The sequence below is a fragment of the Janthinobacterium sp. SUN211 genome (assembly GCF_030587315.1).
Taxonomy (GTDB): Bacteria; Pseudomonadota; Gammaproteobacteria; order Burkholderiales; family Burkholderiaceae_D; genus Janthinobacterium; species Janthinobacterium kumbetense.
Genome location: NZ_JAPWIC010000010.1, coordinates 115,382 through 136,852, shown reverse-complemented (window position 1 = coordinate 136,852; position 21,471 = coordinate 115,382). Strand labels below are relative to the sequence as shown.

The following is a 21,471-nucleotide window of genomic DNA, read 5'->3' as shown; positions in this document are numbered from 1 at the left end:
GAGGAGGGCTGCACCGAGTGGATATCGCAAGCGTGGAAATGAGCTTTTCATTTTGGGATATCGTCGCTTGGCTTGTGGACGACTGGCGTGACGACCGATTCGGTACGCCTGCCGTTGACTGTTTCACACACAACAGTGGATGGTAGACCCGCCTGCAAGGCAGGTAGGAAGGCTGGCAACACTCCCGAGCTGTAATAGTCGGCGTTGCCTTTGATAATGAGCTGGCGCTGCGCCGGTTCTGCCTCCAGGTAGATTGCAAATTTTTTCTTGAAGTCATTCCATCGGGGGATGGATGGTCGCACTGGATTACGGATATCGCCTTGTAATCGCCAGTCGGCAACGGCGCACAAATATTCATAAAATCTCGGATCACTGCTCGCCTTCCCGCTGCCGATGGCCACGTCATACGCCGTCACGTTGCGGTGGTTTTCCGCGTTGCCGATGATGGCGCCGTGGAAGGATTTGGGGCTGACCTCGTTCTGCCAGCGCTGGCGCGCCTCGTTCGGGGTTTCTTCGCGGTCCACGCGCAGCCTGTCGCCGCCGCCCGGGTGGCGCGAGACGCGGTCGAGCTTGCATTGGTCGCCCGCTTCCTTGTCCAGGTTCAGGGCCTTTTCCACTTGCTCGCGCTCGCCCGCGCCGAACATGCCGGCGCCGTACTCGGGAATGCGGTGTTTTAGCGGGCGCGGGTCGGCGATGATTTCCTGCTTGCGCATGCGCAAACCTTGCTTGCTGGTCACCGCGATGGCCGCGTCGATCGGGTCGACTTCCTCGCACGGTCCTTGCTGGTCGCGCGGCAGCCTGGCCTGGTCGGAATCCTTCGGGAATTGCCCAGGGCGGATCTCGCCGCCGTCCAACACGGCCTTCGTGGGTACGCGCAGCGCTTCGCCATTGATCGTGCGCAAGCCGTCGCGCCTTCCCGCTGCCGTGGAAAAGACATTCCATTTGCTGGGCTTGACGGGCGGCCAGGGCGCTTCGTCATGGCTGGCGCGGTGACCCCGGTTGGCGCCCGCCACGTGGGCATGGTCATCCTCGCCTTCCACGCGCAGGGCGAAGTCGTGCGGCGGCAGGCCCACCGGCACCGGCCCGCGGTTCTTGCCGGCCGCATCGGGGCGTTGTTTGTTGGTAAATACGCGCTGGTAAAACCCTTTGCCCAGTTCCGCCAGCGGCTGGCGGCGCTGGAATTCCTTTTCCCAGTAGGTGGGGCCGTCGCCCCAGATGCTTTTGTTCGTCTTGCCCCTGGTTTTGGACAGGCCATGGCCATCGATGTGGTCGGGTATGCCTTGCCAGCCTATGCCCTGCATATTATCCAGCGCCACAGTCATGTCTTCGGGGCAAAAGTACAGGTAAACCTTGCCCCGGTTGTCGCGGTCCGCCTCCGCGCGCCATGCGGCGCCCGCCATGCCATGGCAGATAGTGTGATCCTTGATGTGCGCAAAGGCGGGCGTGGCGTGCTTTTTTGCCACCACGCCCTGCACGATCTGTACGAGGGTTTGCAGGCGTGCATGCAGGGTCTGGCGGTTGTCGATGGCGTCGTACTGGCTTTCCATCGCAGCATCGCGGCCGCCGCCGAAGATGCGGCTCGCCTCCGCCGCGCCGAAAAACATCGTCGTGTCTTCCACCAGGCTGTAGGGCGGATGCGTGAGGATCAGGGTGTCGGCGGGGCGCTTGCCCTCATCGAGCAGGAAGGCTTGCGCCAGCAGCGAGATCAGACAGCCCTGGCTGTGCGCGACGATGGATACCACGTCGTCGCTGTCGTAGTCGCGGATCATGGCGATCAGCGCGGCCAGGCGCTTGGCCGCCAGCACCATGTACATGCGGCCCGGCGCCGTCATCAGCGGACGCACGGGGTCGCCGCCCACATCGTAGGGTGAAAACAGCCCCTTGTTCCACATGTCGGGCAGGGTGTTGGTGGCATTGCCGAACGGACCGCCGTTCTTCGACATGTCCTTGTCCAGGCGGTTGCCGTAGCGGTCAGTGTTTTGGCCGTTGATCACTTTGCTGGCGTTGCCGCGTTCGCGAAAGCCCCAGTAAAACGGAATGACGGGGCTGTACGTCGCCTCATCAGGCTTGCGCTTGAAATACACATCGTCCGGGTCGGCGATGGTTTCACGCTTGTCGGCCTCTTGCGGCAGGCGGTAGGCGGCTGGGGTGAAAACGTGGCCGCCGCCGTACATGCGCGCGTCGAGTCCCTGGCACAGCCCCTTTTCCACGGCACTGAAACTCGTGCCCACGTCATTGACGCCATGGATGACGATGACGTTGCCCGGCAGTTCGGGGCGGATGCGCACGATGGCTTCCTGCGTGCGGTCGCAGTGCAGCAGGGCGGTGCTCTTGCCGCTGATATACGGAAGTTTGGGATACGCCATCGCCGCTCCAGGCTGACCAGACAGGTCAGTGTAGAGGGGCGGGATGACTGATTAATTGCGTTTCCGCAAGCATTGCGGAAAAGAAGGCGTCCTTAGGGCGCGCTGATGATCTTCGTCAGCGCGATGCGGTACGCGGGCTGCACGTCGCCATCCTTGTCCAGCTTGTCCGTCATGATCGCGCCATAACCTTGCGCGTACCATACGTATTCACCGCTTTTACCACGGCTTTTGCCGCCCACGTCGCGCAGTTCGAACTTGCAGGCGTCGGGGAAGCGGCGGCCGCCCAGTTCCAGGCGTTCCCAGCCGAGGAAGGTGATGGAGAAATCGCGTTTATCCGTGCGCGTGGAGGTGGTGATCTTGTCGGACAGGCCCGCCAGCGGGTAGTGGGTGCTCGTTTGCGTGTCCGTGAACTGCACGCGCACTTCCTGGCCCGGGCGCATGTTGGCGGGGATGGCGGACTGCGGCGTGTAGACGTTCTTGCTGCGCACGGTGCCGTCTTCGTTGTAGTGGATGGCGCCCGTCAGGAAGACCTGGCCGTCGCGGATATCCTGGTAGGACGTGGCCAGCAGCACGCCGCCGTCGAGGATCAGCTGCGTGCCCTTTTGTTTCTTGCCTTCGAACATCTCTTCGACGTTGACTTGCGCATCGCCATTGTTCTTGCTGAACTTGATGCCTGTCGTCAATTCCATGCATTCGCCCACCGTGGGCGCCGCCTGTACGCTCGCGGCCGCGAATACGCTGGCCGCCGCCATTCCACACCATGCTGCTTTCATTGTCATCCTGAATATATTGCAAAGGCGCGATGATAACGTGCCTTGGAGCAATGTGGCGCAGCGCTGGAGGCAGACTTAGCGGGCCGGCGCGACTGGCGTCGCTGGCGGCGCGGTGGCCGGTCCGCTGGCGGCCGGGGTGCCCTGCGTGGCCACGGGCTTGCCGCGCCGCGTGCGCTTGTCCGTGCGCGTCTTGGCGGGCTTGGCGTCGTGGATCGGCTTGCCCTTGTTATCGAGCTTGTCGGACTGGTCCGATTGCTGGCCCGGATCCCTGGCATTGTTGGTGTGGTTGCCCGTCTGGTTCACATTCGTCGTCGACTGGGCTTGCACCCAGGCGCCGCCGACGGTCATCAGGGTGGCGGCCAGCAAGAGAGCGGCGGTTTTCATGGCGGTATCCTGTGAGAAATGAGGTTGAGCCTGCATTCTCACACAGGAGTCCGCCCGCACGGGTAGGACGCCGCCTCATGGCCGTGTCGGCTATTTGCTTCAGATCAACGGAACTGTTCCGTCGAGATATCGAAGCGCTTGAGCTTGTCGTACAGGGTTTTCTTCGGGATATTCAGGCTGGCAGCCGCGTCGATGACGTTGCCGTTGTGGCGGCGCAAGGCTTCTTCGATGATGGAAATCTCGAAAGTGTCCACTTGTTCGGCCAAGGATGCTTCGCGGCAGCCGGCCGGGCTCAGCGTGTCGTCGAGCAGGCCCAGCACGAAGCGGTCGGCCACATTGTGCAGCTCGCGCACATTGCCGGCCCAGCGCTGCGCCATCAGCGAGGCGATCAGCTCGCCGCTGACGAGGGCGGCCGGCTGGCCATAGCGCAAGGCTGCCTGCAGCACGAAGAATTCGAACAGCAGGGGAATATCCTCGCGCCGGTTGCGCAGCGCGGGCAAGGTCAGGCTGGCCACGTTCAGGCGGTAATACAGGTCGGGCCGGAATTTCCCTTGTTCGGCCAGCACATTCAAGTCTTCCTTGGCGGCGGCGATCACGCGGAAATTGACGGAAATTAATTTGTTGGAACCGAGCCGTTCCACTTGCCGCTCCTGCAGCACGCGCAGCAGCTTGACTTGCAGGGCCAGCGGCATGCTTTCGATTTCATCGAGGAACAAGGTGCCGCCGTTCGCATATTCGATCTTGCCGATGCGCTGGCGCTGCGCGCCCGTGAATGCGCCTTCTTCGTGGCCGAACAGTTCCGATTCGAAGATCGATTCGGGCAGGGCGCCGCAGTTGATGGCCACGAACGGGTGGTCGCGCCGCTCGCTGAAATCGTGCAGGCAGCGGGCGATGAGTTCCTTGCCGGTCCCCGTTTCGCCGAGGATGATGATGTCGGCCGACTTGGGCGCCAGGTTCAGCACCAGCTGGCGAACCTTGGCCATGGCCGCGCTGCGGCCCACGATGCGCGCCTCGATGCCGACCCGCTGTTCGAGCTGGCGGCGCAAGTTCATGTTTTCCAGCACCAAATGGCGTTTATCCAGGGCGCGGCGGCACACTTCCACCAGCAAGTCGGCGGAAAACGGTTTTTCGATGAAATCGTAGGCGCCACGGCGCATGGCGCCCACGGCCATCGACACGTCGCCGTGGCCCGTGACGAGGATGACGGGCAGGCTGGCATCCTGCGCCACGGCGATATCGAGCAGTTTCAAGCCATCCATGCCGGGCAGCTTGATATCGCTCAATAAAATGCCCGCAAATTCCGGCACCAGGTAGGGCAGTGCTTCCTCGGCCGTGGCGACGGCCGTCACTTGCAAGCCCGCCAGCTCCAGCGATTGCCGCGCGCCCTTGCGCACGACGGCGTCGTCTTCCACCAGCAGCACTTGCATGCCTTCAAAATTATTCTCGTGCATCGGGTGTTTCCTCTGTCTCTTTATTCTTTTCCCCCGGGGCGCAGCTGAGGGTGATGGTAAATTGCGCGCCGCCCCCTTCCTGCGCGCTGCGGTTGCGCACGGCCAATGCGCTGCCGGCCGCGCGCAGTATGCCAGCGCTGATCGACAATCCCAAGCCCAGCCCGTGTTCCTTGGTGGTATAGAAGGGGTCGAAAATCTTGTCCAGCGAAGCGAGCGGGATGCCGGGGCCATTATCGGTGATATGCAGCACGGCGAGGTCGCCTTCGCGGCGCACCTGGAACCAGATCTGCACGGGCTCGTTTTCCGGCACGGCATCCATGGCGTTCGTGATCAGATTGGTAAACACCTGTTCCAGGCCGATGGCGTTGCACAGGACGATGATGTCGTCCTCCAGCCAGCTTTCATGCAGGGTCAGGCGCTGCGAATGCTTGCGCGTGCGGATTTGCAGCATGGTTTGCGCAAACGCCTGGCGCACGCTGACGGGTTTGCGGGCATCGTCGCTGCGCCGCGCAAAGCCTTTCAATTGCGACGTGACGTAGCCGAGACGCTTGACGAGGTCGGAAATGGTCGACAGGTTGTCGAGCGCGTCGTCGATGCGCCCGCGCGCCAGGAACACCTTGGCATTGTCGGAAAAGGTCTGCAGGGCGGCCAGCGGCTGGTTCAGCTCGTGCGTGACGCCGGCCGCCATCTGGCCGATGGCCGCCAGCTTGCCGCTTTGCACCAATTCCGCCTGGGCATAGCGCAGGGTCTGCTCGGCCCGCTCGCGCTCGGCCACTTCCGCCTGCAGGCGGCCATTCGCATGCACGAGGTCTGCCGTGCGCTGCTCGACCTTGATTTCCAGCTGTTCATAGGCGCGTGCCAGCGTCTGTTGCGCATTGAGCTTGTCGGCGATGCGGCGCCGGCGCTGGCGCGCATACATCAGGGCCAGCAGCAGCAAGGCCCAGCCCAGCGCGGCGGCGATGGCAGCGTTGCGCGCCGCCTCGTCGACCTGGTCGAGCTCGGCCAGCACGGTGATCTGCCATTGCAGCGGGCCCAGCGCGCGGTTCACGGCCAGATAGTCGGCGCTGCCGGACAGGGCGGGCGTATCGCCCGTCTGCGGACGTTCCAGTGTCATCACGCTGGCGCCATCGGCGAACTGGCGCCGCAGCCGGTGCGGCAAGATGGGCAGATTTTCCTGCAGGAACTGGCGCTGCGCGCTGATATCGTTCTTCGCGGCCGGCGACAGGGGCGCCAGGGTCTTGAACTTGAAGGCGGGCGTGGTGGCCAGGATCAGCACGCCATTTGCATCCTTGACCCAGATCTGTTCGCCCGCGCCGGGCGTGCGCCACGATTGCTCGATCCAGTCCAGGTTGACCTTGGCGGCGACGATGCCGATGATGCGCCCGTTGCGCTGCACGGGCTGCGAAATGAAATAGCCGGCCTCGAAGGTGGAGGCGCCGATGCCGTAGAAGCGGCCGATGCCGCCCGCGATCGCATCCTTGAAGTAGGGCCGGAAACCGTAGTTGACGCCCACATACGAGCTGCGGTCTTGCCAGTTGCTCGACGCCAGAGTCGTGCCCTTGTCGTCGAGCACGTAGACGGCAAAGGCGCCCGCGCGGCGGTTCATGTCGACCAGGTAGGCGTTGATCTGCGTGACCTTGTCGGCGCTGGGCTGCTCCAGCAATTGCGCTACGGCATCGCTCTGGGCCACGGCCAGGGGCAGGAATTCGTACTTGTTGAGGGCGCCGCCGATGGACGCCGCATACAGTTCCGCGCGTGAATCGAGGGTGCGGTGCAATTCATCGAGCTGGCGCTGCTTGACCCAGGCATACGACGCCCACGTCAGCACGACCAGCGATCCCACGGCCAGCAGGGGGCCGAGCGCGGGTCTCAGGGTCCATTTGCCGAATGCCATGGTGCTCCGTGTGTCGGGTTGATGGGGCAGGCCAGACGGCACTGCCCCGGTGCTAACTAATCAGACATACTATCAGTCTGCAGTACTTGCCATGGTCTCGGCGTTATGGTGCCTTTGCTGCTCTTCCATCACCATCTCGCCCAGCATGCGCTTCAGGCGGTTGAACTCCGGGTCGCTCGGGTCGCGCGGGCGGGGCAGTTCGATGGCCACGTCGCGCTTGATGGTGCCGGGACGGTAGGTCATGACGATGGTGCGGTCGGCCAGGTAGATCGATTCCTCGATCGAGTGCGTGACGAACACGATGGTGGTGCCGAAGACTTTCCAGATTTTCAGCAATTCATCTTGCAGGTTGCGCCGCGTCAAGGCGTCCAGCGCGCCGAACGGTTCATCCATCAGCATGATCGGCGAATCGAGGGCCAGCACGCGGGCAATCGCCACGCGCTGGCGCATGCCGCCCGACAAGTCTTTCGGGTAGCGGGCACGGAATTCCGTCAAGCCCAGCATGCTCAGCAGCATGTCGACCCGTTCCTTGATTTCGGCTGGCGTCTTGCCGGCGATTTCCAGGCCGAAAGCGATATTGCTTTCGATGGTCATCCATGGGAACAGCGCGTATTCCTGGAACACCATGCCGCGGTCCGGTCCGGGTTCGGTGATCAGCTTGCCGCCGGCCAGGATCTGGCCCGAGGTCGGTTGCGAAAAGCCGGCGATGGCGTTGAGCAGGGTCGACTTGCCGCAGCCGGACGGTCCCAGCAGGCAGATGAACTCGCCGCTGGCGATTTCCAGGTTGATATCCTTCAGGGCGATGACGTCCGCGCCGCCCGTGGTGAAGATTTTATTGACTGCATTGATATTGATCGTGGTCATGGCCGTTCCTCTCAGTGTTCCAGGCCGCGATGCCACTGCAGCAAATGATTATTCAGGGCATTCATGGCCATGTCGATGGCCAGGCCGAACAGGCCGATGGTGAACATGCCGGCGATAATCTTGTCAGACCAGAAATATTCGCGCGCTTCCAGGATGCGGAAACCCAGGCCGCTATTGACGGCAATCATCTCCGCCACGATCACGACGATGAAGGCCGTGCCCATGCCGATGCGCGCACCGGCCAGGATGTAGGGCGTGGCGGCCGGCAAAATGACGCGGCGGAACATCGTCATCTGGCTGGCGCCCAGGTTGCGCGCGGCGCGGATGTAGATGCCGTCGACCTGGCGCACGCCGGCGATGGTATTCATCAGTACGGGGAAGAAGGAACCAATGCTGATCAGGAAGAAGGCGGGCGGGTTGCCCAGGCCGAACCACAGAATCGCCAGCGGAATGTAGGCGATCGGCGGAATCGGACGCAGCACCTGCACCAGCGGGTCGAACAGTTTATAGATGGTCTTGTTGGTGCCCATCAGCAAGCCCAGCGGCAATGCCAGGCCGGCGCCGATGGCGAAGCCGCCCAGCACGCGCGACAGGCTGGCCCAGGCGTCATGCGGCAACTCGCCGGAGAACATCCACACCAGGTAATTGCCCGTTTCGGGCGTGTAGGCTTCCATCGGCACCAGGTATTCATACCATTTCACCAGTACGGCCACGGGCGAGGGCAGGATTTGCGGGTTGATCCAGCCGAACGTCGACATGGCTTGCCACAGCAGCAGCACGGCCACGGGCACGGCGGCACCATGCGCGAAGCGTTTCATCATTTGAATATTCATCGTGATACTTTCAGATTAGCGTGGTCATGGTTAGCGTGGAACATAGGACTTCTTGGCTTTTTCCAGCAGGTCCAGCTTGACCCAATCCTGTGCTGCAGGCGGTTTGGCCATGCGGCCCACGCCGAATTTCACCATGTAATCGGTGGTCAGCTGCACGTGGCTTTGCGTGATGTCTTCCGTGAAGATGGCGTTGTCGATGGCGTCGCGGTAATCCTCGGTCGTGATCTGGTTCTTGAACATCGATTCGCGCACGTATTTTTCCGCCAGTTTCGGGTCGGCCAGGAAGGCGCGCGTGGCGGCGACGAAGCAATCCATGAAGCGCTGGGCCACGGCAGGTTTCTCTTTGTACATCTTTTCCGTCATCACGAGGGCGCGCACGGGCTCGCCCAGCGGCGTGTCGTAAGGCTTGATGATGGCCGCGCCGTATTTCTTGTGGATGGCCTGGGTCGAGTACGGCTCGGACTGACTCATGACGTCGATATCCTTGGTCAGCAGCGCCTGGTTCAAGTCCGGGTAGCCCATGTACAGGATCTGCACGTCCTTGCCCGGCTTGTCGGACCAGGTCAGCTTGGCCTTGGTGAGTTCGGCAAACAGCAGGATTTCCTGCGGGCCGCCGCGCGTGACGCCGACTTTCTTGCCTTTCAGGTCGGCGATGCCCTTGATGTTCAGGTCGGGACGGCCGACGATCTGCACGCCGCCCTTGGCGAAGCCGCCCACCAGGTACACGGGCAAGCCCGTGGCGCGGCCCGTGATGGCCGCTTCCAGCGCGCTGGCGGACACATCGATTTCACCGGCGATCATGGCCGGCACGATGTCGAGGCCCTTGGCGAAGATGCGCTCTTCAATTTTCAAGTCGTATTTGGGCGCGATTTCCTTCATGTAGGCGACGGCGCCGTAATGGGCGAATTTCAGGTTGCCCAGGCGGACCAGGTCGGCTGCATGGACGGCCAGCGGGAATTGCGCGGCCAGTGCGACGGCGACGGTCAGTGCCTTGGTGTTCAGGAAGGACGAGATGCGGAAGGTGCGTGCCATGCTGTTGTCTCCAAAAGGTAGATGGTTTTATATAGTGGGTCGGGCTGCCGCTCTGACGGCGGTTATGAAAATATAAAAGCATCTTCCGTGCCAGTGGAGCGCATTTTGACGTTTATTGCAAGTGATTGTTTATAAAGGTTTAATTTGAATCTAGTGAAAATGGGAAATGGCGAGATTCCGTCTTTCCGCACGACGAGGGGAAAGGCTGTGCGGATTGCCGCATTTTCGGGGCGGCCTGCCGGTGAACCTTCAGGGCGTGGCCGACTCCAATCGTAAAAAAACGCGTTGCAAACAGGCTGGCAACGCGTAACTCCCCCGTGGAGTAGGGATGGCGCCGCGCGGGCGCCCGTCTGAGGCCGTGCCGGCCTCGACTGTAGGCTTTACTTCGGCGCCGTGGCCGGCGGCAGGGCGGGCGCGGTGGCGGGATCGGTCAGCGGCGCAGGCGGCGTCGTGCTGCCGGCACCCGCTTCCGGCATGGCTGGCGCGACGGGGGCAGGCATCACTTGTGGGGTGGAAGCGGGATTGGGCGCCGTTTCGGGCAGGGGCGGCTCGGCCGGTTTTTTACAGGCGGACAGGGTGACAAGCAAGGCGGCGGCCAACAGGGCGGGCATTTTCATGATATTTCCTTTGCAAGAGTCGAAGATTCGCGATGCGGGCGGCAGGCGCCGCGCGCGAAGCTTGAATTTATTGCAATGGCGTTTCCGCTTCTGTTCGCTATTTCACTTTGCGCCACGAATGGCGGCACAGGCTCGTCATGCCGGTTTTTTAGATGTCTTTTTTAGATGCCACGAGAGAAAGAATTCAGTGGGGCAATATTTTTCACTTTCTTGCTTCTAATGTTCGTTAACGCACAGACCGCAGCCGCCGACACGGGCATTCTGTGCCCAGACGCTCAGGATTCGTGGTGTTCTGGTATAAAAATTGCCAAGAACTTAACAATCCGGGCTACCGGCAATCGTTTAAAAGGAGTATTCAAATGCATGCAATGACTCAGTCTCACGTGAAGAGCGAATTAAAGGCAGCGCACCAGGAACTTCGTAGCCCCGAAAAAGGCTCGCAAATGGTAGAACGCGCAGCACCGATCCCCCCGGAACGCATGAATCCCATTTCCATGGCACCGATCGAGCGCGTGCGTTCGACGTCGGCCACCCTGCGCCGCATCGAAAACATGCAAAAGCTGATCGGCGAATTGTCGCTGCACGAGATGCTGGCCGACGAAATCGCCTGGTTCCTCAAGTTTTCGCCATCGGGCGCCCGCAAATACATCCGCGACCTGCGCGAAGCGGGCGTGATCGAACTGGCCCGCTACATCGAAGGCACCGCCACCTACCTGGGCAAGGCAGTGTACCAGCTGACGCCAGACCCTGAGCGCGTGCGCGCCTTCCTGGCCGCCATCGTCCAGCCAAAACGCGAAGGCGCGCCACCGCGCAAGGATCGTCCAGGCTTGCGCGAGCAAAGCATGGCAGGCAGCGGCCGTCACTTCCACATCCTGGCCGATGACACGCATTACGCCATCCGCGTCAACCGTGGTCCCGTGACGCGCGATCCGCTGGTGGCAGCCCTGTTTGGTGCGCCGCAGCAGAAAGCTGCCGAGTAATAGTTACGGCGCCTGAACGGCCGCCTGGCGGCTGGCGGGCGTAATACTTGTGGTTCGTATTATCAGACGCATGTCGAAAGCCGGGTTGCGACCCGGCTTTTGGCGTTGCGCCGAACCATCCGAGGTGAGTCGATTGAACGTGGTCTGATTGAAAAGACTGCAAGCATCCCCATGTGGGCTGGACTGCTGCCCGCGCCGTGCGGGTTCACTTGAAGGAGCTTGTCCTTGTCTGCCTACGCCGTGTTCTCCTGCATCGCTCTCATTGTCCTGAAACGGGCCGCCGCATGAACCCGCTGCTGTGGATCGCCCTCGTCACGGCGGCCATCGTCTTTTCGCTGTGGTTCCCCCGCTGGCGTTTGAAGCGGGCCCTGGCGAAACCCTTGCCGGCAGAAGGCTTGGCCGTGCTGGAAAACAATATCCCCGTCTATCAGCATATGCCGGCGCCGCTGCAGGAGCAGTTGCGCCGCCTCGTCGTGCAATTCCTGTATCAAAAGAAATTCGTCGGCTGCGGCGGTCTGGAAATCACGGACGAGATGCGCTATACGATTGCCGGCCAGGCTTGCTTGCTGCTGCTGAACCGCCAGACGCAGGTGTATCCCGAACTCGACACCATCCTCGTGTATCCCACGGAATTCATCGTCACGCGCAATGAAGTGGGGCCGGGCGGCGTGGTGACGCCGTCGGCGAATGGCTTGCTGGGCGAATCCTGGGGCGATGGCCGCGTGGTGCTGGCCTGGGACCACGTGCAGCGGGGCGCGGCCGACTGGAGCGACGGCCACAATGTCGTGCTGCATGAATTCGCCCACCAGCTCGACAGCGAATCGGGCGCCGCGAATGGCGCGCCGTATTTGCCCAGCGTGTCGAGCTACCGCAGCTGGGCCACCGTGCTGTCGCGCGACTTCGACAACCTGCGCCACGACGCCATGTACCAGCAGCAAAGCGTGATGGACCATTACGGCGCCACCAATCCCGCCGAATTCTTTGCCGTGGCCACGGAAACCTTCTTTGAAAAGCCGTACCAGATGGCCGAACACCATGAAGAACTGTATGCGCAATTCTTGCAGTACTACAAGGTCGACCCGCGCGACTGGATGGCGTCGCCCGTGGAACCCGAACACATGACCTCGCCATTCCCCAATTACGCACCGCACTGGTAAGCGGGGACGTCAGCCCAGCAACCGATGTTTCAGCGCGGGATAGCTGCTGCGCGACACGGGGATGCCCGTGCTCGTCTGCGTGTCGAGCGCGTATTTGCCGCCCGCGCCGATCTGCAGCCGCTTGAAGCCCAGGCTGTTGACGATGTAGGAGCGGTGCACGCGCAGGAAGTGGGGCGGCAGCAGGGCCATGAGCTTGTCGATAGGCAAGTCGTGAAAGCATTGCTCGCCGCTGCACAACACGATATTGCTGTAGTGGCCATCGGCTTGCACGTGGTCGATGTCGGCCATGGCGATCCATTCCAGCGCCCCCCGTTTCTTGACGGACAGCGAAGCCGCTTCCGTGTGCCGCCCCGTATAGCGTTGCAGCGCCTTGTGCAGGCGTTCGCGGCTGAAAGGCTTGGCGACGAAGTCGAGCACGCCGAATTCGAAGGCCGTGATCGAGCGTTCCGCGTGGGCCGAGACGATGATGGTCTGGAAGCGCGCATCGGCGGCCAGACGCAGCAAATCATAGCCGTCCGCGCCGTGCAGGTGCAAATCCAGCAGCAGCAAGTCGATCTGCTCCTGCCCTTGCTCCTGCGCCAGGGCGGCCAGCGCTTGCGGCACATTGTCATGCAGTACGAGATTGCTGAGGCGCGCGCCGAAATGCGCGCGCACTTCGCGTTCGAGGCCTTGCGCGATCAGCGGTTCATCTTCCAGTATCAACACATTCATGGCGCCGCCGGCAAGGTAAAGGTGAGGCGCCAGCCTGCCGGATGCTGTGTGCAGGCATAGTTGGCCGCATCGCCAAACACGGCGTGCAGGCTGGCGCGGATGTACTGTTCGCCCACGCCGCTGCCCGCATGGGGGCGCGCTTCGCCTTCGGGCAGCAGCAAGGTAAGTATTTGCGTTTGCGCATGTTTTTTGATGCGCAGGATAAAGGACGCGCCGTGGCGGTAGCGGTTGTGGCTGAACGCATTTTCCAGCGCCGTCAGCAACAGGGCGGGCGGCACGGTGATGCCCGCCGCCTCGCCGTCGAGCTGCAGGCGGCACGGCTGCTGCAGCCGCGTGCCCATGATGCTCAGGTAATTCTCACACAGGGCCAGTTCCTGCGTCAGGGCAATGCTGGGTTGCTGCGCGAATTCGTTGAGCATGCGTAATTCGGCCCCCAGCGCCTCGATGAAGGTTTCGGCCGCCTGCGGCGATTGCGCGTTGAGTTCGCTGATCAGGCTGAGGGAATTCATCAGGAAGTGCGGTTGCATGCTTTTGCGCAAGAGCTGGTTTTCCAGCTGCTGGGCGCGCGCCGCCTTGCTGCGTTCGCGCAATAGCTGCGCCAGCAATTGCGCGCATACAGGCAGCAGCAGGAAGCACACGACGAGGGCGAAGCCGCCTTCGGCAAACTGGCTGCCCGTCAGCAGGAACAGGGCGCACGACGCCAGCGCGATCAAGGTGCCGCCGCGGCTGCCCGGCAGGCGGCGCCACAGTGCGCCCAGGTTGAGCGCCAAGCTCGCCGCCAGGCCCGTCAGAAACATCAGCCAGCAGCGCGCGTCGAAATGCGTGGGCAGCGCGCCGGCCAGCGCGATGCCCGCCAGCAGCACCGCCGCCGCCAGCGGCCAGCGGGGCAGGCGGTAAGCCGTATAAAAATACAGGGGCAGCAAGGCGGAAAACAGCCACGTCAGGGCGCTGACGGCGTACAGGCGCGGCATGTGCGAGGGATAGGCATAGCCGGCAAAGCTGCGCCACAGTTCCGCCACCAGCAGCAGCGCCGCCGCCAGGCACAGCGCCGCAAACATGGCCCAGTGCCGCTGCCCCTGGTACAGTACCGTCAAGGCGAGAAACAGCAGGGCGACGGCGCCCAGCGCCCCGGCCAGCAGCAGTGGCGGCAACCGGTACCAGGCCAGCGCCGCGCGGTAATCTTGCCGGTCGACCAGGTACAGCGCATAGAATGGCGATGCCAGGTGGGCCGGCACCTGCTGCGTCGACAGCAGCAGGCGCAGGTGGTGCGTGCCCATGGCCAATTGCTGCGGCCTCAGGTGGAGGGCGAAATCGACGTCGCCCGCGCGTTCCCCGCTGGCCTGGCGAGCCGGCTGGCCATTGCTGCCGATCAAGACCCCATCGAGCCACAGCTCGCTGGAAGCCAGCGCCGACAGCACCAGCAATTGCGTCGACGACGGCGTGGCGGGCAGGGCGACATCGCGCTCGACGCACAGCAGCTGGCCCGGCCGGACCAGCCGCTGCAGCGAGGCGGGCGCGGAAGCCGTGTTGCCGCAGGTGCGCCAGCCGTCGTCCAGCGAGAGCGGATGCATGGCGCAGGCGAAAGAGGGCAAGGCCAGGCAGCACAGCAACAGGTAGCGGAAGAGGGAGGGCATGGCGGGCATTGTAGCTGCTCATGTGCTACTCCTTTGCAACATTTTCATCGACGCCGGTGCCGTTCGTGCGGGCCACGTGCATTTCGTGCACGGCCCGCCAACGGCGTGTGAAAGACACATACCATGCATCAGCGCCGTGCTGTGCACACGGCCCTCACCATGGAATCATGACTATGCAAAGCAGCAAATACTACGGTTTCGCCGGCGCGCTGGCGCTGTGCTGCGGCGTGGCGCAGGCCGCCTCCGCCCCATCCTCTGTTTCACCCGCTGCTCCGTCCGCCGCGCTGGCCGCGCGTCTGGCCGATTTCGACGGCTGGGCGGCCCGGCGCATGGGCGCGGAGCGCATCCCGGGCGTGACCGTCGGTTTCAGCCAGGGCGACGTGGAATGGGTAAAAGGCTACGGCTATGCGGACCTGGAAAACCGCGTGCCGGCCACGGCCCAGTCCAGCTACCGGCTGGCGTCCGTCACCAAGCCCATGACGGCGGTGGCCATTTTGCAACTGGTCGAACAGGGCAAGATCGACCTGGATGCGCCCGTGCAAACCTATGTGCCGTATTTTCCCGTCAAGCCGTTTCCCGTGACGGTGCGCCAGCTGCTGGGCCACTTGGGCGGTATCGACGCCTACCGCGACAGCAGGGTGGAACAGCATTTCAAGGAGCACAAGGATACGCGCCAGTCGATCGCCGTCTTCGAGCAGTTCGACCTGATCGCCGAACCGGGCACGCGCTTCCGCTATACCAGCTATGGCTACAACTTGCTGGGCGCCGTCATCGAGGCCGCCTCGGGCGAAAGCTATGGCGGCTACATGCGGCGCCACGTGTGGGGGCCGCTGGGCATGGACGCCACCGTGATGGACGACCCGGACGCCGTGATCGCGCACCGCGTGCGCGGCTACCGGCTGGCCGGAAAGGAGTTGAAGAATTCGGAATTCGTCGACATCAGCAGCCGCTTTTCAGCCGGCGGCACGCGCGCCAGCGTGCCCGACATGCTGGCCTTTGGCCGGGGCGTTCACGCAGGCAAGATCTTGTCGGCGGCCAGCGTGGCCGTCATGGTGCAGCCGATGGCCACGCGCGCGGGCCGCTTGACGAATTACGGCATGGGCTGGGAAATCCTGCCGACGGGCGGGCGCTACGCCATCGCCCACAGCGGCCAGCAGCCGGAAACCGTTACCTACCTGTACAGCTTTCCTTCGCGCAAGCTCACCATTGCCGTCGCCGCCAATCTCGAGCGCGTCAATCCCGAAGCTTTCGTGCAGCGCCTGTTCGAAGTGGTCACGGGCGAACCGTGGCAGCTGAACACGTATATCGCCGACGCGGGCGCGCAGCGCGCCTACCAGGTGGCGCAAGGCCTGTTCGAGGAGGGCCGCGCCTACGCCGAACGCACGGATCAGGCGTATGCCGATGCGGCCGCCACGCGCGCAGCCTTCACGCACATCAACCGCCAGGCGCTGGCGCCCGACGCCCAGGCGGCGCGCGCCTACATCGAGGCGGCCCGCCATCCCGCGGGCGGCCGCGTGTTTCTCGTGGCCGGCGCCAGCATGGCCTGGGCATTGCGCGAATCGGGCGTCGACTTGAATACCTACTCGCGCGGCGGCGCGCTGGCGTTTGCGCGCGACTATATCCGCTTGTCGCAAGATGCAAAGGCCGGCACCGTGCCCCGTTTCGACCCCGCCTTCGAGCAAGCCATCGTGGCCCTGGCCGCCAGCTGGGACCGCACGGCCGCCATCGCCTGGCCGGCCGCGCCCGCCTCGGCATCCATCGCCGCCCTGGATAGCCAGTTGCGCACGGCCTTCCGCGGCCAGCGCGCCTATCCCGATTTCGTGCCCGAGCTGCTTGATCTGGCGCAAGCGTCGGCCGCGCGCGGCGAGGCGGATTCGGCGCTGGCGGCCAGCCGCCTGGCCGTGGAACTGTATCCGCTCAGCGACCGCGCGCATGCGCTGCACGGCTTGACCTTGTTGCGCGCCGGAAAGACGGAACCCGCCCTCGCGGCCCTGCGCCTGGCGCTGGCCCGCGACCCGCTGGGCGCGGCCAGTCCGGCGGCGCTGAACGGGGAAGCGTACCGCTTGAAAGGCGGCGGCGCCGTGGCGCAAGGCATGGCCGTGCTGCAGGCGGCCGCCAGCCTGTATCCGCGCGACGCGAATCTGCAGGATAGCCTGGCCGAGTTTTATGTGGAGCAAGGCTTGCGCCCGCAAGCGCTCGAGGCGTACAGGCAGGCGCTGCAGCTCGACCCCCGCTATCCGGGCGCCGTGGGAGCCAGGGCGGCGATCATCCGCCTCGGCGGCGAGACGAAGGCGCTGGCGCCTTAGATGACGCCTTACAACACCTAACAAAACCGTAGCGAGCGGAAGGAAGGCTCGGCGCCCCCGTTGGCTTGAGAAGCGCAACTGTACGAAGGTACGGGGGCGCCGAGCCAGTGAGCATCGCAGACCGCAAATTACGACGCGCAGTAGGTTTTGATAGGTGTTCTTAGATGAATTCTGCATAAGCAAGGGTGAAAAGATTCCTTTTTGGAAATAAGAGCGCTGCGGTCTAATGGCGGCATTCATTGTCCACCAGAGGAATTTCATGCAGACCCGCCTACACTTCGCCGCGCTTCTTTTCACCTCCATCGCCTTCACGCAGGTGGCGCAAGCGGACCAGCTGGCCGCCATCAAGGCGAAGGGCGAGCTGGTCTGCGGCACCCTGGGCACGGACGAGCCGAACAGTTTCATCGACGCCAAGTCGCGCCAGCTGGTCGGCTATGAAGTGGACCTGTGCCGCGCCATCGCCCAGGGCCTGGGCGTCAAGCCGGTGATCAAGCAGCTGGCCGTGGCCGCCCGCATTCCCGAACTGCAGCAGGGCCGCATCGATATCCTGACGGCGTCCTTGACGCACAACAAGGAACGCGAAGCGCTGGTCGATTTTTCCCTGTCCACGTTTTACACGGGCCAGCGCGTGCTGGTGAAAAAAAGCAGCAATATCACGACGGTCGCTGGCCTGGCCGGCAAGAAAGTGCTGACTGTCAAGGGCGGCACGCAGGAACCGAATATCCGCAAGGCCGTGCCCGGCGTGGACGTGGTGACGTTCGAGACGGCGGGCCAGGCCTATCTCGGCTTGCAGCAAGGCAAGGGCGTCGGCTATGTCGACGATGAAGTCTCGCTGCTCAACAACTACGCCAAACTGGGCGCTGCGCAAAAGGATTACATTGTGCTGCCGCAAAATATCAGCCAGGAAGTGTTTGCCTTCGGCATCCGCAAGGGCGAGACGGGCGTGAAAACCGCCGTCGACAAGGTGCTGCGGGAGCTGGAAAAGTCGGGCGAGGCGGAAAAACTGTTCTTCAAATGGTATGGCCCGACGAGCAATGTGAAATTCCAGAAACGCACATTTAAAATTGAATCGGACAAGATCGACGCCTGAACCTTGCCTGACTCTTCCGCATGTTTGATCTGAATTTTTTGCTGGCCGGCGACTACCGCGACTGGTTGCTGTCCGGCTTGCTGCTGTCATTGCAACTGATGGGCATCACCTTGCTCTTGTCGCTGCCGCTGGCGTGCGGCGTGGCCATGCTGCGCCTGGCGCCGTCGCGCCTGCTCAACGGGCTGGGCGCCGCGTATGTCGAGCTGATCCGCAACGTGCCCTTGCTGGCCCACTTCCTGTTCTGGTATTTCGGCGCGCCCGAACTGCTGCCCGACGCCTGGAAGGAGCGCTTGTATGCCGGCAATATCGAAGCCGTCAGCGCCGTCACGGCCCTGACTTTATATACGGCCGCCTACATGGCGGAAGACATCCGCAGCGGCATCCGCGCCATTCCTGCCCAGCAATTCGAGGCGGGCCGGGCGCTGGGTTTCGGCTTTCTCGCCACCATGCGCCTGTGCATCGTGCCGCAAGCCTTGCGCCTGGCCGCGCCGCCGCTGCTGTCGCAAACCCTGAACCTGTGGCAAAACACCAGCATCGCCACCGTCATCGGCGTGGCCGAGCTGATGTACCAGACGCAGCGCGTGGAAGCGGCTTCGTTCCGCAGCGTGGAAGCGTTCGTCTTCGCCAGCGTGGCTTATCTGGCCGTTTCCCTGGTGATCGCCAGCCTGGCGGCCTTGCTGCAAAAGAAGGTGTCCTGATGCTGGAACTGATCCACGATTACTGGCTGTATTTCCTTGTGGGACGCTATCCCGAGGGGCCGCTGGGCGGCCTGGCGTTGACGGTGCTGCTGGCCAGCCTGGCGTTGGTGCTCAGCCTGCCATTCGGCTTGCTGCTGGGGCTGGCGCGCCTGAGTCCCTGGCGCCTGCTGCGCTGGCCCGTCGCCGCGCTGATCCACGTGGTGCGGGGCATCCCCTTGTTGCTCGTCATCTTCTGGGCGTATTTCTTCCTGCCCAGCCTCACCGGCCATGAAAGCGGGCAATTCGGCACCATGCTGGCAGCCCTCGTCATCTTCGACGGCATTTATCTGGCGGAAATCGTGCGCGCCGGCGTGCAAGCGGTGCCGCGCGGCCAGGTGGAGGCGGCCCGTTCGCTGGGCTTGAACTATCTGGACAGCATGCGCACGGTGGTGTTGCCGCAGGCGCTGCGCCACATGCTGCCCTCGCTGGTGAACCAGTTCGTCTCGACCATCAAGGAAACCTCGCTCGGCACCATCATCGGCCTGGCCGAAGTGTCGTTCATCGCCTCGCAAGTCAATGGCCTGGTGCTGACGAAACCCGTGCAAGTGTATTTCTTGCTGGGCATGACGTACTTTGTTTTATGTTTCAGCCTGTCGCGCGCCGCCTTCTGGCTCGAGCGGCGCCAGGCGCGACTCTTGAAAGCGGCTGCATGATTACCTTTGACAACGTCAACAAATACTATGGCGAGTATCACGCCTTGAGCGGCATCAATGAACACGTCGCCAAGGGCGAGGTGCTGGTGGTGTGCGGCCCGTCCGGTTCCGGCAAGTCCACCCTGATCCGCACCATCAACCGGCTGGAACCGATCGCCTCGGGCCGCATCACGGTGGCGGGCCAGGACATCCACGCGCCGGGGCTGGACGTGAACGCCTTCCGTTCGCATATCGGTTTTGTTTTCCAGCAATTCAACCTGTTTCCGCACCTTTCCGTGCTGGACAATTGCGCGCTGGCGCCGCAGCGCTTGCGCGGCCTGAGCCGCAAGGAAGCGGAAGAGCGGGCGCTGGCCCTGCTGGAACGGGTGGGCCTCGCGCACAAGGCGCGCGCCATGCCGGCGGCCCTGTCGGGCGGGCAGCAGCAGCGCGTGGCGATTGCCCGCGCGCTGGCCATGCAGCCGCCGCTGATGCTGTTCGATGAACCGACCAGCGCGCTGGACCCGGAAATGGTGGGCGAAGTGCTGCAAGTGATGCGCGACCTGGCGCAGGGCGGCATGACGATGGTGTGCGTGACGCATGAAATGGGCTTTGCGCGCGAAGTGGCGGACCGCGTGTGGTTCATGGATCACGGGCAAGTGCTGGAACGGGCCGCGCCCGAGGATTTCTTTGCGCGGCCTCAACATGCGCGCGCGCAACAATTCCTGTCGGATATCCGCAGCCCCTTCAGCGCGTCTGCTTGAGTGAGCATATGATTGGGCATGGGAGTAAGCGGCTGTGTGCGTAAGCGAACGGTATCCTGGCGTTGTCTGGCGCACGCTATCGAGGCGGCGCATGGTGCGCCAGCAGCCGACGAGGAGGGCCGTATCATGTCACGCATCATCGCAGGTCATTTTCAGTTGCAGGAACAGATCGACGTCGCGCGCGCCGCGCTGAACCAGGCGGGCTTTTCCGACAGCCGCATCAGCGCCTTTTTTGTCAACCAGCCGGGGCAGCATGATCTGCACGCGCTGGGCGGCGACCGCGACATGTCGCCGGGCGCGAAGGAAACACCGGAGGGCGTGGTGGAAGGCGTGGCCGTCGGGGCCGCCTTGGGCGCGGGCATCGGCGCGGCCACCGCCCTGGCGACAGGGCCGCTGGGTCCGGTCGTCGGGGCGCTGGTGGGCGCCCACGTGGGCTCGCTCTACAGTTTCAACAAGATGAAGGAAGCGGGCGAAGCCGAGAAGAATGGCGAAGACAACGGTGAAAACCGCCGCCAGCCACGCCATCCGGGCATGCTGATCGCCGTCGCGCTGGGCGGCCTCGACGAGCGCGAACGGGCGCTCGAGGCGCTGCACCGGCTGGGCGCCGAGCATATCGAGGAAGCGGAAGGCACGATCGCCAATGGCGACTGGCATGATTTCGATCCGCTCAGCATTCCCGTGCTGGTGGCGTGAATTGGCGCTTCTGTGGCGCAAGATGCATAAATTCCGCGCTGCATGAAATTTAGGTATGATCCTTGTTAGTATGAGTAATTATTGGTAAACAATGCCGACAGGGATAGTTTCCGCGCGCCCGGAGTGACACTGGACCAAGGTGACTGCCCGTAGTACTTGCCTCGCATGCTAACGAGTATGGATAGGAGGGCGCGTCATGACACAGGCATGGTTCATTCTGACACGGGCCGATGGGCGCGACATCTGCGCGCCCTCGCCGGCACAGCTGGCCGATGCGCTGGCCGAGGTGTACCGCGGCGGCGCCGTCACGCCGGACGGCAGCCCGGCCGCCGTCCTGTTGCGCTTTGGCTACGACGATGGCTTGATGTATCAGGTCGAGGTCGCTAGCGGAGGCGAAGTCACTTTCGAGGAATGGTCGGACCGCGATTGTGAAATCGCCCTGGCCACGCCGCGCCACATGTCGGCGCTGCCGCAGGACGCCGCCCTGCAGCTGTGGCAGTGGCTGGCGCAGCGCCAGGTGGCGAAGATCCGCAGCCAGCCCTGGCAGGGCGGCTAG

The 21,471-nt window shown here is 63.4% G+C and carries 20 protein-coding genes; 9 read left to right on the top strand and 11 right to left on the bottom strand.

Going from position 1 to position 21,471, the window contains the following annotated elements:
* Nucleotides 1–47: 47 nt before the first annotated feature.
* The 9 genes from O3301_RS26090 to O3301_RS26050 all read right to left on the bottom strand — a co-directional run bounded on the left by O3301_RS26090 (nt 48) and on the right by O3301_RS26050 (nt 10,214).
* Entirely contained in the window at nt 48–2,366 is a 2,319-nt protein-coding gene (locus O3301_RS26090; RefSeq protein ID WP_305057880.1) for a DUF3274 domain-containing protein, read from the bottom strand.
* A gap of 92 nt (nt 2,367–2,458) precedes the next feature.
* Entirely contained in the window at nt 2,459–3,139 is a 681-nt protein-coding gene (locus O3301_RS26085; RefSeq protein WP_289911994.1) for a hypothetical protein, read from the bottom strand.
* Between the two features lie 75 nt (nt 3,140–3,214).
* Nucleotides 3,215–3,523 (bottom strand): hypothetical protein, encoded by a 309-nt coding sequence (locus O3301_RS26080; RefSeq protein WP_305057879.1) that lies wholly within the window; start codon nt 3,521–3,523, stop codon nt 3,215–3,217.
* A 104-nt stretch (nt 3,524–3,627) separates the two neighbouring features.
* The gene (locus tag O3301_RS26075) at nt 3,628–4,974 is read right to left on the bottom strand and encodes a sigma-54 dependent transcriptional regulator (protein ID WP_034758888.1); all 1,347 of its coding nucleotides are present in this window, start codon (nt 4,972–4,974) and stop codon (nt 3,628–3,630) included.
* Nucleotides 4,961–6,868 (bottom strand): ATP-binding protein, encoded by a 1,908-nt coding sequence (locus tag O3301_RS26070; RefSeq protein ID WP_099664876.1) that lies wholly within the window; start codon nt 6,866–6,868, stop codon nt 4,961–4,963. Before O3301_RS26070 ends, O3301_RS26075 begins: the two co-directional genes overlap by 14 nt.
* A 72-nt stretch (nt 6,869–6,940) precedes the next feature.
* On the bottom strand, nt 6,941–7,732 hold the full coding sequence (locus O3301_RS26065; RefSeq protein ID WP_077401587.1) for an ABC transporter ATP-binding protein: 792 nt from the start codon (nt 7,730–7,732) through the stop codon (nt 6,941–6,943).
* An 11-nt stretch (nt 7,733–7,743) separates the two neighbouring features.
* Nucleotides 7,744–8,553 (bottom strand): ABC transporter permease, encoded by an 810-nt coding sequence (locus O3301_RS26060; RefSeq protein ID WP_369812242.1) that lies wholly within the window; start codon nt 8,551–8,553, stop codon nt 7,744–7,746.
* Between the two features lie 42 nt (nt 8,554–8,595).
* Entirely contained in the window at nt 8,596–9,597 is a 1,002-nt protein-coding gene (locus O3301_RS26055; RefSeq protein ID WP_305057878.1) for an ABC transporter substrate-binding protein, read from the bottom strand.
* A gap of 380 nt (nt 9,598–9,977) precedes the next feature.
* The gene (locus O3301_RS26050) at nt 9,978–10,214 is read right to left on the bottom strand and encodes a hypothetical protein (protein WP_289911992.1); all 237 of its coding nucleotides are present in this window, start codon (nt 10,212–10,214) and stop codon (nt 9,978–9,980) included.
* Between the two features lie 479 nt (nt 10,215–10,693).
* Here O3301_RS26050 and O3301_RS26045 point away from each other — a divergent pair, with 479 nt between their 5' ends.
* Both O3301_RS26045 and O3301_RS26040 read left to right on the top strand, forming a co-directional pair.
* Nucleotides 10,694–11,194 carry a winged helix-turn-helix domain-containing protein gene (locus O3301_RS26045; protein ID WP_010396453.1) on the top strand — a complete coding sequence of 167 codons (501 nt, stop codon included), beginning with the start codon at nt 10,694–10,696 and terminating at the stop codon, nt 11,192–11,194.
* Between the two features lie 284 nt (nt 11,195–11,478).
* Nucleotides 11,479–12,351: a zinc-dependent peptidase gene (locus tag O3301_RS26040; RefSeq protein WP_305057877.1), complete on the top strand. Its 873-nt coding sequence runs from the start codon at nt 11,479–11,481 to the stop codon at nt 12,349–12,351.
* A 9-nt stretch (nt 12,352–12,360) separates the two neighbouring features.
* On the opposite strand, the gene O3301_RS26035 is transcribed toward O3301_RS26040, so the two are convergent.
* Both O3301_RS26035 and O3301_RS26030 read right to left on the bottom strand, forming a co-directional pair.
* Nucleotides 12,361–13,062 carry a LytTR family DNA-binding domain-containing protein gene (locus tag O3301_RS26035; RefSeq protein WP_305057876.1) on the bottom strand — a complete coding sequence of 234 codons (702 nt, stop codon included), beginning with the start codon at nt 13,060–13,062 and terminating at the stop codon, nt 12,361–12,363.
* The gene (locus tag O3301_RS26030; RefSeq protein WP_305057875.1) at nt 13,059–14,696 is read right to left on the bottom strand and encodes a histidine kinase; all 1,638 of its coding nucleotides are present in this window, start codon (nt 14,694–14,696) and stop codon (nt 13,059–13,061) included. The genes O3301_RS26035 and O3301_RS26030 overlap by 4 nt, the downstream gene beginning before the upstream one ends.
* A 173-nt stretch (nt 14,697–14,869) precedes the next feature.
* On the opposite strand from O3301_RS26030, the gene O3301_RS26025 reads away from it, so the two are divergent.
* From O3301_RS26025 to O3301_RS25995, 7 genes are all read left to right on the top strand, one after another.
* Nucleotides 14,870–17,002 carry a serine hydrolase gene (locus O3301_RS26025; RefSeq protein WP_305057874.1) on the top strand — a complete coding sequence of 711 codons (2,133 nt, stop codon included), beginning with the start codon at nt 14,870–14,872 and terminating at the stop codon, nt 17,000–17,002.
* 259 nt (nt 17,003–17,261) lie between these two features.
* Complete coding sequence (locus tag O3301_RS26020; RefSeq protein WP_289911985.1) at nt 17,262–18,092, top strand: transporter substrate-binding domain-containing protein; 831 nt, start codon at nt 17,262–17,264, stop codon at nt 18,090–18,092.
* Between the two features lie 20 nt (nt 18,093–18,112).
* Nucleotides 18,113–18,790 (top strand): amino acid ABC transporter permease, encoded by a 678-nt coding sequence (locus O3301_RS26015; protein ID WP_305057873.1) that lies wholly within the window; start codon nt 18,113–18,115, stop codon nt 18,788–18,790.
* Nucleotides 18,790–19,482, top strand: coding sequence for an amino acid ABC transporter permease (locus tag O3301_RS26010; protein WP_305053476.1), 693 nt, complete (start codon nt 18,790–18,792; stop codon nt 19,480–19,482). Before O3301_RS26015 ends, O3301_RS26010 begins: the two co-directional genes overlap by 1 nt.
* Nucleotides 19,479–20,222 (top strand): amino acid ABC transporter ATP-binding protein, encoded by a 744-nt coding sequence (locus O3301_RS26005; RefSeq protein WP_099664867.1) that lies wholly within the window; start codon nt 19,479–19,481, stop codon nt 20,220–20,222. The genes O3301_RS26010 and O3301_RS26005 overlap by 4 nt, the downstream gene beginning before the upstream one ends.
* Before the next feature lie 126 nt (nt 20,223–20,348).
* Entirely contained in the window at nt 20,349–20,915 is a 567-nt protein-coding gene (locus O3301_RS26000; RefSeq protein ID WP_099664866.1) for a glycine zipper domain-containing protein, read from the top strand.
* A gap of 196 nt (nt 20,916–21,111) precedes the next feature.
* Nucleotides 21,112–21,471 (top strand): hypothetical protein, encoded by a 360-nt coding sequence (locus O3301_RS25995; protein WP_077401630.1) that lies wholly within the window; start codon nt 21,112–21,114, stop codon nt 21,469–21,471.